General features: G+C 53.9%; 10 protein-coding genes. 4 read left to right on the forward strand and 6 right to left on the reverse strand.

What is annotated here, in order from left to right; genetic code table 11:
* Positions 1-39 precede the first annotated feature (39 nt).
* Genes VE954_RS28540 through VE954_RS28550 form a run of 3 tightly spaced genes read right to left on the reverse strand, consistent with a single transcriptional unit; the run spans position 40 to position 2,671 of the window.
* Positions 40-498 carry an LEA type 2 family protein gene (locus tag VE954_RS28540; protein ID WP_324959328.1) on the reverse strand — a complete coding sequence of 153 codons (459 nt, stop codon included), beginning with the start codon at positions 496-498 and terminating at the stop codon, positions 40-42.
* Positions 495-2,096: a GMC family oxidoreductase gene (locus VE954_RS28545; RefSeq protein ID WP_324959330.1), complete on the reverse strand. Its 1,602-nt coding sequence runs from the start codon at positions 2,094-2,096 to the stop codon at positions 495-497. Before VE954_RS28545 ends, VE954_RS28540 begins: the two co-directional genes overlap by 4 nt.
* Entirely contained in the window at positions 2,096-2,671 is a 576-nt protein-coding gene (locus tag VE954_RS28550; protein ID WP_324959332.1) for a hypothetical protein, read from the reverse strand. The genes VE954_RS28545 and VE954_RS28550 overlap by 1 nt, the downstream gene beginning before the upstream one ends.
* 162 nt (positions 2,672-2,833) lie before the next feature.
* Between VE954_RS28550 and VE954_RS28555 the strand changes: the two genes are divergently transcribed.
* Positions 2,834-3,673 carry a hypothetical protein gene (locus VE954_RS28555; protein WP_324959334.1) on the forward strand — a complete coding sequence of 280 codons (840 nt, stop codon included), beginning with the start codon at positions 2,834-2,836 and terminating at the stop codon, positions 3,671-3,673.
* Position 3,674: 1 nt separating this feature from the next.
* A complete protein-coding gene (locus VE954_RS28560) occupies positions 3,675-5,075 on the forward strand; it encodes an MBL fold metallo-hydrolase (protein WP_324959336.1) in 1,401 nt (466 codons plus the stop codon).
* On the opposite strand, the gene VE954_RS28565 is transcribed toward VE954_RS28560, so the two are convergent.
* Positions 5,070-6,392 (reverse strand): SLC13 family permease, encoded by a 1,323-nt coding sequence (locus VE954_RS28565; protein ID WP_324959338.1) that lies wholly within the window; start codon positions 6,390-6,392, stop codon positions 5,070-5,072. The two genes, VE954_RS28560 and VE954_RS28565, sit on opposite strands and share 6 nt — an antisense overlap.
* Before the next feature lie 169 nt (positions 6,393-6,561).
* Here VE954_RS28565 and VE954_RS28570 point away from each other — a divergent pair, with 169 nt between their 5' ends.
* Positions 6,562-7,017, forward strand: coding sequence for a YaiI/YqxD family protein (locus tag VE954_RS28570; protein WP_324959340.1), 456 nt, complete (start codon positions 6,562-6,564; stop codon positions 7,015-7,017).
* A 25-nt stretch (positions 7,018-7,042) separates the two neighbouring features.
* On the opposite strand, the gene VE954_RS28575 is transcribed toward VE954_RS28570, so the two are convergent.
* Entirely contained in the window at positions 7,043-8,095 is a 1,053-nt protein-coding gene (locus VE954_RS28575) for a serine/threonine protein kinase (RefSeq protein ID WP_324959342.1), read from the reverse strand.
* 243 nt (positions 8,096-8,338) lie between these two features.
* Between VE954_RS28575 and VE954_RS28580 the strand changes: the two genes are divergently transcribed.
* The gene (locus tag VE954_RS28580) at positions 8,339-8,980 is read left to right on the forward strand and encodes an SH3 domain-containing protein (protein ID WP_324959344.1); all 642 of its coding nucleotides are present in this window, start codon (positions 8,339-8,341) and stop codon (positions 8,978-8,980) included.
* Between the two features lie 57 nt (positions 8,981-9,037).
* Here VE954_RS28580 and VE954_RS28585 read toward each other — a convergent pair whose 3' ends face one another.
* The gene (locus tag VE954_RS28585) at positions 9,038-12,292 is read right to left on the reverse strand and encodes a DEAD/DEAH box helicase (RefSeq protein WP_324959347.1); all 3,255 of its coding nucleotides are present in this window, start codon (positions 12,290-12,292) and stop codon (positions 9,038-9,040) included.
* Positions 12,293-12,659: the final 367 nt, after the last annotated feature.

The raw sequence follows: 12,659 nt of genomic DNA on the forward strand, positions 1-12,659 counted from the left end.
CACCACCGGTCGGCACCCCGCGCAGCGGGGCTTGAATGTTCACGGCGCCTTTTCTTTAATATCCTTCACATCCTTAAAATCCAAACTCAAAGGCCCGACTGGTGAATTCACTTTCACCGTCGCCAGCAGCGTCACCGGCAACTGCTTCTGAGCCTGCGAATAATACGCTTGCCCAAACTTAATGGCCGAAGCCGTGGTCAACGTCAAAGGCAGCTTCACCGACTGCTTGACGCCCGGCGCCAGGCGTATGGCTTCCAGACTACTCCCCTTGCCCAGGGTCATGCCCAACGCATCCACCTGATAGTCAATAGCGGAAAGGTTCAAAGCATAGTCGTTTGGATTCAAAACATCCAAGGTCGCATGCAGCTCCACTTCCGTCAGACTAATCTTGCCCAGCGAAACATTTTTCAACTCCACCTGCGGTTTTTGCGGCACAAGGCCCACCGAGGTGCAGGCGGTCATCAAGAGAATGATGAATCCTGTAACTATGCGTTTCATGCTTTTTCCTTTCCCATGTTTTCCACAAAATGCGTCGCCATTTTCGAGACGATGCCATAAATCGAAAGCTGAGGGTTGGCCCCAATACTAGTCGGAAACAGCGACCCATCCCAGACATGAAGATTTTCCAGCTGATGATGCTGCCCTTGGCTATTGACCACACCGTGACGAGGATGTTCACTCATCCCACAGCCGCCCATCACATGGGCGCTGCCTAGCCTCATCCGAAGTTTTTCAAAAACAAATCGATCCAAACCCTGCCGAAAGTCTTCCAGATTCGTGTAGTCCTCGGCATCACCATGCCCAGGGAAAACCGCAGTGGCGCCGGCTGCGAAATAAATTTCACCAATAGCCGCATAGGCTCTTTTCACCCCATCCAGCACATAGTCGGTCAACGGATAATCCAAAACAGGCGAACCGTTTCCGGTCAACATCACGGATCCACCAGGGCTGCTTTCATGAAAGCCATCGCGAAGCAAAGCCAGCGAGCCCGCCGTATGATCCAACTGCTCCATCCTTTGCCGATGGCGACTCCCATGGCCGCGCATGATCACCGACGCAAAGACTGGCTGCAAAGGTGCAGCCTCTATTTTAAAACCCATGCGTCCGCTGACCCCGTACTGCCATTGAAAATGGTCAGTATAAATGGATTGAGGAGCCCCATGATAAGGATGGGTTTCGTCAGCGAAACGAGCGAAGGCAAAAACGGATGGATGCAGAAATGTCCGTCGACCCAAGGTACGATAGGGATCCGGCGCTTCCGACCGTAGTAGAATAGCAGGACTGCCGATGGCACCAGAAGCCAGGATAAAATGCTTGGCTCGCACCCGGAGGGTTCGACCCGTCGGTTTTTTCCCGTCGGCACCCAGAGCCTCACCCAACAGTTCCTCAACACCATGGGGTTTAAAAAAAAGCTTTTGCACCCGCAGCCTATGCACAAGCCGGCTGCCCTGTCTTAAAGCTTCCGGTATGGTGGTGACCAGCATCGACTGCTTCGCGTTGGTTGGACAACCCAGGCCACAGTAACCAAGGTTCCAACAGCCTTTGACATTCCGATGAATGGCTTTCACGGGAATTCCCAGTTTTTCACACCCAAGCAAGAGAACTTCATTATTGCGATTCGGCGCCAGCCATTCGGTGATGCTGAAGCGTTCTTCCATGCGTTGAAACCAGGGGGTCAGTTCATCGGGACCAAGACCCTTGACACCAAACCGTTCCTGCCAGTAATGGAGGGTCGGATCAGGCGTACGAAAACTGGACGTCCAATTCACGGTGGTTGATCCCCCCACCGTGCGCCCTTGCAAAATGCCAATCGCGCCATCCCGCGTGGAACGGGTCATGCCTTCCTGATAAAGACCGGTATAAGCTTCGAGTTCTTCCAGCTGGAAATCCTGCGAGGTCCGCAGTGCACCTTCCTCGATCATCACCACGCGCAGCCCAGCCCGGCTCAAAATTTCTGCAGCTGTTCCGCCTCCGGCGCCGGTGCCGATAATAACGACATCGGTCTCCCAGGTCTCATCCTGTTCCAGGCGAGCGCCGTCGAGCACCTGCCACTTTTCATCGTGCATGGCCTGAGAAAAAAAATCCGGCAGACGCATCAATGGTCTCCTGCCGAAAAACGCCGGAGAAAAGGTTGCATCACCGCCGGCACGTCCGGATAGCGAATGTTTTTGGTATTGGTGCGCACACCATAGAACGCAAATTCCATCAGCTGCACCAAAGATTGATAGCCAACGCGCTTCAAACTCAACGCGCTGCGTTCCCACTGATCCAGAAATCCTACGACTTCATCACGGGACGCTTTTTCCCATTTGGTCCAAAGGCCCAAAAGAGTTCGGGTCAAGGGCATCGACAGCAGATTCAAAAGCAGCATCAGGTCGTCCCGATTGCGATCGGAAAGTTGATCGATGATGTGGTCCATACCCTTCAAGGTCAGCACCAGAATCCTTTGATCGTCAGGCTGCAAGGGATTTAACTCTACGCCCAAAGCGATCGGCAAAAGGATCACGAGGATCGAGTTATCCTCAGGACGCAGATGTTTAAATGTGACACCAGGGGCGATATCGGGAGTATCCGCAGCCAGGAGCCAAGGGGAGCTGAGAAGGGTTGGCAAGGCCCCTAGCGTCTGAGCACTATGAGTCAAAAAAACACGCCGCGAATAAGGAGAATCCATGCAAGCCTCATGTTTGACAGGCGTTGGCGGTTGATTTTAATGCAGACCCGGGAAAATTCCCAGCTGCGAAATGGAAGCGACCACGGACTTCAGCTTGCCAGCGGTCTGCGCTTTGGTTAGCAAGAGACAGTCGCGTTCCCATGATCTCGGCAAGGAGCACCCATGTCTGATATGCAAAATTTTATCGCTGTCCCCTCTGCACCCCAACGCTTTGCCCCACGTGTCCGGCAAAGTTTCACCACCGCGCTGGCTTTTATCAGGGATCAACGCTGGGCTTCCCTTATCTTCCTGCTCGTCTATTTAGGACTCATGTACTGGGATTATCTAAGCGTACGACTGTTGCCCAGTCCCCCACCTCCTGAATGGACCAGCAACTGGCCTGAAGCCCTCGACCCGCTGAAACTGCAGCTGGGGCGACAGGCGCTTGGAACCTGGCGTTCTCTGCTCGCTGGCCTTGTGACACTGCTTTACTGGGGCAATGCCTTGCTCTATATCGCCGATCGAGCCGACTCATTTGAAAAAGAATCCGTCGTGGGTTTGGGTCGCTACCTGGTACGCGGGTTCGTCATTGCTTTACTGCTGGCACTGCCTCTCGCCATCGGTCTTGTGCTTTTATTTATCCCGGGCCTCCTGGTCGCGGCGATCTTGATTGCGTCCGCGACCGTCGCCATGTTTCGCGAAAACGGTATTTTCAAAGCCATCGGCGAAGGCTATCGCCTGGTCACGCGAAGTTTGCCCGGACAGACTCGCATCTTCGGTTTCAGTCGCAGCTTTGCGCATATTGTTGGGGCGTATGGCCTGGTCATCCTCGGCACGATCCTATTTGCGGGAACTGCCATTTTTCTGGCTGCTGGCCTCGCCCACTGGCTTCCAAACCTGGCTTTACCGCTGAGTTATGCGCAAGGCGTGGTGTCGGATCTGGTCGGATCATTTTTGAATCTAAGCTTTTCGATTTTTGTATTAAGGTTATATGCTGAATACCGAACACTAGTGCGGAGCTAGCATGACCTTTCCGATCCGTTTGCAATTCCTTGGTGCCCATTCTGGTGTAACTGGTAGCAAAACCCTTCTGGAATGGAACAAACAGCGTTTTCTCGTCGACTGTGGACTCTTTCAAGGCCCGTCCGCCGTTCGGCAGATGAACTGGGTTGACCTGCCCGTCCCTGCCGATTCCATTGCCGCTGTTTTCATCACCCATGCGCACCTGGATCACATCGGTTATCTTCCCCGGCTTTATCAACAAGGTTTTCGCGGCCCAATCTACTGTTCCGAGGGAACCTATGATCTGGCGCAAATCATTCTGTTGGATTCGGCTCATCTGGAAGAGGAATCAGCAAGGTTCGCCCGTGAGACTCAGTATTCGAATCACCAGAATCCACTGCCGCTTTTTACCACGCAGGATGCCGAAAATGTCTTGAAAAAATTCAAACCGATCCCTCGTTATGAATGGACGACAGTGGGCGATGGCATCAGCATTCGCCTGCATCGCGCGGGTCATATCATTGGCGCCAGTCTGGTTGAAATCCGCATGCACAGCGATCGGCACTCGAAGACCGTGACCTTTTCCGGCGATGTGGGTCATGAAGATTCCCTGACCCTCAAGGGTCCCGATCCCCTGCCACCCAGTGATATCGTGATCCTGGAAGGGACTTACGGCGATCGTCTGCATGAACGGGTCGATGCTACGGAAAAACTCGGCACATTCCTGAAGCAGGCTATCGACCGCCAGGGTGTGGTCGTGATTCCGGCATTTGCCGTGGGCCGTTCGCAGGAAATTATTTACATGATCGCCCAGCTGGAACAGCAAGGCGTGATTCCCGTCGTGCCGGTCGTCCTTGACAGTCCCATGTCGGACAAGGCTCTGAAGGCCTTCTTCAGTCATGACGAGGATCACCGCGTCAACAGCTCATTCAATCGGCATACCAACTTTTATCCGCAAAATTTTGAGACCTCGACCAGCGCGGATCAGTCCATGCTCGCCACCATGCGCGATGGTCCCGCGATTGTGATTTCAGCATCAGGCATGCTCGCGGGCGGTCGCATTCTGCATCATTTGAAAAAGCGTTTGCCCGACCCTCGCAATATGGTGGTCTTCTGTGGCTACCAGGCTGAGGGCACCAAGGGCCGTTTTTTACAGGACAACAGCGCAACCTTGAAAACGCTGCGCATCCATCACAAGGAAGTGGAGCTCGCCGCCGAGATCGTGACGATCAGCAATCTGTCCGCCCACGCTGATTATGCCCAACTCTGCGCCTGGCTGAAACAGACTCCACACAAGCCCAGGAAGATTTTGATCAACCACGGACAGCCTGAAGCCCAGGGCTCCCTCGTGGAGCACATCAAAAAGGAACTCGGCTGGGACGCCGCCGCGAGCAGCGTGCAAACAACCTGGGATTTTCTATAGGAGCAGCCAGCCCACAACCCATTTCACAGTAAAAAACAGGAGCAGGCAGCCCAGGATCAGAATCGGGGCACCCACTTTCACCATATCGCGATTGCTCACCTCATAGCGACCGGCCACCAGAGCATTTGCCGGCGTGCTGATGGTAAAGAGCACACCTAAGGAACAGGCGGCCGCCACAGCAATGACAGCATAGGGTTCCGGGATCAACTGGACCGCCATCGGCACGAGCAGGATGGCCGTCGCGGTATTGCTCGATATCGCACTGCCGACAGCAGCCAGCAGAATCAAAAGGCCGAGTTGCCAATCCACGGACATTCCGGAATTTTGCAGAGCCAGGGTAGTGCGTCCCATCCATCCATGAGTCTCCAGAAGGTTGCCGAGCAAAAGTCCACCTGCAATCAAGAGCAGAACATTCCAATCCACCTCATTCAAATCCTGCGGCTGCAAAAGCCTCGTAGCAAAGGCCACACCGGCCGCTCCAAATCCAACAGCCAAGGGATGAACTCCATGAAAACTTTCTGTGAGCCATAGCAAAACAGTACCCAGAAAAAGGCAGAGGACGCCGCGATGCAAAAATGTTTCGGACGTCGCCTGGGCATCCGTGGTGTCAGTCATCACAATGCCTTTAAACCGAAAGAATTTTACAACAGCCCAGTCACAGGCGACGAGTAACAAAAATGCCAGGGGGAGCATCAGGATCATCCAGGGGCCAAATCCAATAGGAAAGATCGGTTCCAAGGCTGCAATGGCAATCGCGTTGGGCGCTGTGCCGATCGGCGTGGCCATGCCCCCGAAATTGGCCGCCATGGCTAAACCCACAAGATAACCCCTGGCCTGCAAAGGATGGGATCGCATGAGCTGCTGAATCGTGCCACCAAACGCTGGCAGACTGATAGCCATGGCTGTACTATTCGTGGTCCACATGGCAAGGCCAGCGGTCATGAGCATCGCAATACGCAGATTATGGGCCAATGATCCATGACTCAGACGCCAGGATAGGCGGGCTATGGCTTGATCAATTCCATGTTTGCGCAAAGCCAGCCCTAAACACATCCCACAAAAGAACAAGCCCAGAACGGGATCGGCCATGCGTTTAAAAACCTGCGATGCCGCATCACCAGGGCCTTCATGGGGCAAGAGCAGAGTTCCGGCTATCAGCAGGAGCGTAGGGACAAAGGCCGGCAGGGCCTCACTCAGCCAAAGGATCAGGACACACCCGACCAGCGTCAATGCCAGGACGGGCACGCCACTGCCAAACAGTAGCCAGCAGCCCAGGCTCCAGGTGAGTAAGAAACCCAGCATTATCCAGAACTTCATGCGACACTCCCTGTTGATTCGTCGATGAGTTTCTAGAAAGGTCGATCCTTACGCAAGGGCTATTGATGAGCTTTGGAGTGGCACATCCCTTAAAGTCTTTGGTAGTCTGCCCAGGAAAAGCCAGGAGTATCCCTGGCTGAAATGACTGCCAAACCAGGAGTCGCCCTAGGTGAAGATTTGGATTGATGCCGACGCGTGCCCAAGATCCATCAAGGACGTGGTGATTCGAGCGGCCGAACGTTTAAAAATACCGACGTGTTTTGTGGCGAACAGCTTTCAACAGCTGCCACCTTCCAGCGTTCTGAGCTTTGTCCAGGTTCCCAAGGGCTTTGATGTGGCTGACAGCTATGTCCTCGCCCACTGCGAAGAAGGCGATGTGGTCGTGACTCAGGATATTCCCTTGGCTGCGGAATTGGTGGGGAAGAAAGTTCACGCTTTAAACCCACGCGGGGAACACTATACCGAAAGCAATATCCGGGAGCGCCTCAATATGCGGGACTTCATGGATTCGATGCGAGGCGCTGGCATGGCGACGGGTGGTCCGCCGCCTTTTAATGAACAGGACGTGCGACTCTTTTCCAATAGTTTCGATCGGCTTTTGACGAAACTCATATCTAAAAAATAATCAGCGAGTGCGCATCGTCATCGATTCAGTTCGTCCAGTCGTGAATATTCCACGCATTGGGCCTGTGCATCCACTCTTCCTGCTCAACCAGATCCCGGTACAGCTGCTGCCAGTAGCGATCATGGCCAAATTCCGGAAACGCCCTTTGAAAGGCGGGATCATCCCGCCGATGCGCAATCCACGCCGCAAAATGCAGCATGCGCATCGCCCGTAGTGTTTCAATCAAACGCAGACTTTCCCATGGAAAAGGTCGCATCTGTTCATAGGCCGTCAGGAGATGCTGCAAAAGCTGCTGCGCATATTGATCGCGACCTGGCAGGAGCAGCCAGACATCCTGGACAGCCGGGCCTCGCATGGAGTCGTCGAAGTCCACCCAAAAAAAGTGGCTGCCATACTGCAAAAGATTGCCTAGATGACAGTCGCCGTGAATCTGGATCGATTCGGTTTGGGTAAAGAGTTGCTTCGCCTGTTCAGCGAGGCGGTGCACAAGATCGGTAAACTGCGAGCGCAGCGTCTCGGGGATCAGGTGCTCGCCCTGCAGATACTGATAATTTTTATTCAGAAAAATCTCGGGGCTGATCTGAATGCGATGCTTCGCTTTCATCTGCGCCCCTACATTATGCATGCGACCGAGCAGACGCCCGATCTGTTCCACATCCTCGGTGGTCAATTCCTGCGGCGAACGGCCACCGATCTTGGGGAAGATCGCGTAATAAATATCGCAGTCCGGCAGCTTGTGCAAAGTTTCACCATCGACCAGCACGCGCGGAGCAACGACCGGAACCTCCACATCCATCAACTGGTGCAGAAACTGATGCTCCTCGAGAATCTGCTCACGGGTCCAGCGGCCGGGACGGTAGAACTTGGCGATGACCAGATGATCGAAGGATTTGCTGCGACGCGGCGCTTCATCCAGGTCCAATTCAATCTCATAGACCCGGTTTTCCATACTCGCATGCGCCATCGTCCGGCCTGTACAGCGCAAACCTAATGATTTTTCCACAGCATCAAGCACGCGCTCGGGCGTCAAACCATAAAAATACTGTGTTTCCTGGGATCCCCACGCTGATTGCACCATTCCCGTCACCTCCAACCTATGACACTTACTTAGTCAAAATCCTGTTTTTGAGCCAGCACCAAAGCGAATTCGGAAATAAAATAACTCAAAAGTAAGTCTCGCGCGGCGACTCAGCACGACATCATACGCAAATAATACTTAGTGGTTTCATGACATTAACAGGAGCCCCCTCAATCTACGGCGGGGACGGCCGAATCATTCAACAACGAAAGACGTGAGCCTAGTATGTTGAAAGGACTGCAAATGAGAACCAGCCACTCTGTCAAATGGATTTTGGCCGGAGCCTTGATAATGCCGGGGCTCACGGGATGTTCGTTCTTCGGTGGAGGAGACGAAACAGCAGAAGTCACTTCCGGCGAAGAAACAACGGAAGCATCCCCTGAAGGCCAAGCGGAAGCCACCGAAGGCGCCGAAACACTTGGTGCTGAAGGTAATGCTGCAGCCATGGAAGGCGCGGAAAGCGACGCGCTGAACGATGCCGCTGTTGCTTCGGCAGCAGAAGCAGCCGCAGGCCCAGCCGGCGGCGGATTACCCGGCAGCGAGATTCCCCCTGAACTGCTTGCCAACGGTGGATCACCAATGGCAACGGATCCAACAGCCGGTGCCACAGCAATGGAATCAGCCCCTGGTTCAGCACCAGCCGGCGCAGGATTCTCGGCACCACCCAGTGATGTTCGTGTGTACTATGTAAACGCTGAATCAGCGAACTTACATAACAGTCCGGATGCCACCAGTCAGTCCGTAGGCGCTTTGAAAAAAGGCGACCCCGTGCTGGTGAAGGTGGAAGGTAATTGGGCCAATGTCATCAATCGAGGCTGGGTAGAACTCGCTTCGCTGTCGATGGGTCCTGTCGGTCGCAGTAAACCGGCCAAAGCCTGGAACTAAGAGTGGACAATACGGGACGGACTCCAGGGTCAGTCCCGTTTTTCTTTCTACCCTGCCTTATGCGTCTGCCGAATGAGTGGTTCCGCCCAAAGCGGGTCGTGCCGGTTCCGTAAACAGACGCCACACTTCATCCCAATTAAAACGTGCCTTCGGATCCCGACCTTCCAGTAACGAATCCACCAATTCTTTTTTCTCACCATGCAGCGTGTGAATCAGTTCCTCGATGGTGCCTTTGGCTCGCATTTTATACACCGTGACGGCCTGCTTCTGTCCCATCCGCCATGCACGGTCGCTGGCCTGAGCTTCCACCGCGGGGTTCCACCAGGGATCCATGTGAAAGACATAGGACGCGCGGGTCAGGTTGAGTCCGGTGCCCCCGGCTTTCAGCGAAATGAGAAAGACATCGCCTTCACCGGCTTGAAACGCATTGACCAGCTCCTGCCTTTGCGCGATCGGCGTCTGTCCATCCAGATAAAGAACCCGAATGCCGACGCGCAACAGTTCATCCTCGATCAAGCGCAGAAAACCCGTAAATTGACTGAACACCAGAGCGGCATGTCCAGCCTCTTTCAGTTCCAGCAGGCGTTCGGTCAAAAGATCGATTTTAGTAGCCCCACCCTGCCAGTCGTTGTCCACCAAGGTGCGATGGCAAGCCGCCTGGCGCAAGCGGGTCAAAGCCGCAAGCACCTGGATCTTTTGCTTCTGCATCGCCTCTTCATCAGCCGCCAGTGTTTCGACCTTGTCGATCGCTTCACCACGCAAAGCATCATAAAAGGTTTGCTCGTCATCACTCATCTCCACCCACAGATCAATTTCTGTTTTAGGCGGCAGTTCGGCCAGATGATCCTGCTTGAGGCGCCTTAGGACAAAGGGCTGGATTTTACGTTTCAAACGTTCACGGGCTGTTGCGGATTGATCCCGCTCGATAGGAAAAGCAAAGGAGCGACGGAAGCGTTCCCATTCCCCAAACAGGCCTGGCGAAATCGTGCGGAAGAGCGACCAGAGTTCGCCCAGATGATTTTCAATGGGCGTGCCGCTGAGGGCCAAACGCCAGGCCGCGGGCAGCTCCTGCACGGCTTTTGCGGTTTTGGTTTGGGCATTTTTCACCTGCTGCGCTTCATCCAAAACTAAAATATTCCAGGAGGTTTGCGCCAGGTGCTCGCTGTAACGCATCACCAGTCCATAACTGGCAATGACCACTTCCCCTGCGGAAAAGGTGCGGCTACGGCCGCGATCGCCCAATTCACGCAGGATGACGAGTTTTAAATCGGGACAAAAGCGAGCGGCTTCGGCTTTCCAGTTATAGGAAAGAGAACTCGGTGCAATCACCAGGGACGGGCCGCGATCCTTATATTTCAAAAGAATGGCCAGGGCCTGCAGTGTCTTGCCGAGTCCCATATCATCCGCAAGGCACGCTCCAAGTCCCGAGGCTGCAAGATGATTCATCCATAAAAAACCGTCTTTTTGATAGGATCGCAGTTCGGCGTTCAAACCCGCCGGGAGCGAGGCATCGGCCTGACGACTGCGCCTGGCTTTTTGCACGAGTTTCCAAAAACCCTGCGACGCTTCCGTGAAATCAAGTTTTTCCAGAGCCTGGAGCTGTTCATCCGACTCCAGAGCCGCCAGATTCAGATGGCAACCATCTTCATCTTCATCAATGCTCTGAACCAGAGGCTCCATCTTTTGGCGAAATTGTTCGGTGATCACCGCCCACTTGCCATCGGTCAGACGCAGATAGCGCTTCTGTTGACGGCATGCGGCGAGCAATTCCCGCAAGGCAATTTTTTGACCATCATCCATTTCCAGCCAACCATCGACCGAAAACCAATCCCGCTTTTCACCGGCGCTGACCCGCAGCGGCTGATCCTTGACCAGAGCGCTCACGGCATAAGGTTTTTCCTTGCCTGCAAGGAACGCTGGCCATTCAATCAGAAGATCGAGAGCCTTTTTATGCTCCTCGATACGGGCCATCAAAGCGAGTGCGACTTCGTCATTATAAGCGATAAAAATCGAACTATCAGGCTGAGGCAGGATATCCAGATCCAGCATCGATTCCACGCGTCGCGCCAACTGTCGTTCGGCGGCGAAGTCTCGAATAAATTGTCGTAAAGCGCCGCGTCGGCTGCGTTCCCGCAATTCCTCGGGCCCTTCCCCGGCGCGCACCGCGGTTCCCGGACTCAGCTGGATCCACACCTCGACCTTCATGCCTCCCCGTTGAAAGGGACTGAGGCGCAGCATCGGTTGGGGGTCAGAGGCGGCTACGCGTTCGACCGGTCGATCGCTCCAGAGAACTGCGATTCCAGGATCCAAATTTTCGATAAAACTGAGCATGGCATCGCGATCCTGCAGGGGAATCAGCTTATTCTGCTGATGCACACCCGTTACGAGGCCCTCGCTCCTTTTATCCATAGGACAGAGAAAAAGGATTTGCGCCGCGGCATCAAACGCAATCAAACCGCACCCGGGCACCAGCTTCCACGGTGGCAGTCGACCCAGTCCGACTTCAATATGCAGACGGTAGCCATCCGATTCTTCACGGATCCCGAGCTGCCAGGTCGCCAGACGCACCTCGATAGGATCACGAGTGTCCCTATTTTCCAGCACAATGGAGTTATGACCTTCGACCAGGCGCAGCACTTCAAAAAGTTCGCGATCCGGTCGATTGCTACCTTGCAGAAGTGCAGTCCGGAGACTCTGCGAAAGGGAATCTTTAAAATCAGCCAGGGCATGGATCAGTTCGGTTGACGGCCAGCGCCCGTGTTTTTGCCAGCTCGCATCTTTTTCATAACGCGCTTTGGTATAACGCTCCGCGCTGAGTCCGCCGGTCGACGGTTCCCAAAGAAGCAACCAGCGCTGATCCAGGAGCAGTTCTTCCTCGGCGGCAAGACTGTCGCCATCTGCCTGCAAAAATTTTTGCAGCTGGGTCAAGGTATCGTCCGGTTTGTCCTGCTGCTGAATGATATCGAGTCGATGAGCCACTGTGGTCTGGGCCATATACATATGATGACAGCGCAAAGGTTCAAGACTTAAGGCATCACGCAGGCAGCTGCATTGAATTAATGTAAAGTCGCTATCCAAATCGAAGAGTGGAAAGGTCATATCCACCTTCTGAACCTTACCCTGTTCGCGCACCAGGACCTGCAGGTGTTCGCCTGATAAAATCAGCTGCTCCACAGCCTGTGGCCCCAATTTATTGGCTTTGGTGCGATGTTTGGGTTGATATTCGCGTTCCAGGTCGCGGCGGAGATATTCGCGCAGATTGACGCGTACGGTAGGTTCCAGATCAACCAGAATAGGATCAATGGGTTCCAAGAACAAGCTCCGGTACAAAAGATGCCAAGGACTACGTGGCCGCAGCCAAATCCAGGATGCTTGATCGGTTAAAATTTGGTAAGGATAAAAAAACGAAAAGAAGAAGAAAAGGGGGGATCGGGGTCGATCCTATAGGTCGGGGAGCTCGCCCTAGCTCCACCGACACTAGAGGGGATCAATAACTCGAAGGAGTCATTCACAGTTTTAACAGCCCCCATCAAATTCATGAAATTATTTATTCTTATAAGAGGGGATCAATTTCACTGTTGCAAACAATGGAAAATGTTCGCTGAAAGACCCTGTGTTCACACCTTAATATTTCATAAGTTCCTCTGAGTTCATGCACAACAACCGCTTGGCAAACGCA

The organism is Oligoflexus sp. (assembly GCF_035638955.1).
Classification (GTDB): Bacteria; Bdellovibrionota_B; Oligoflexia; order Oligoflexales; family Oligoflexaceae; genus Oligoflexus.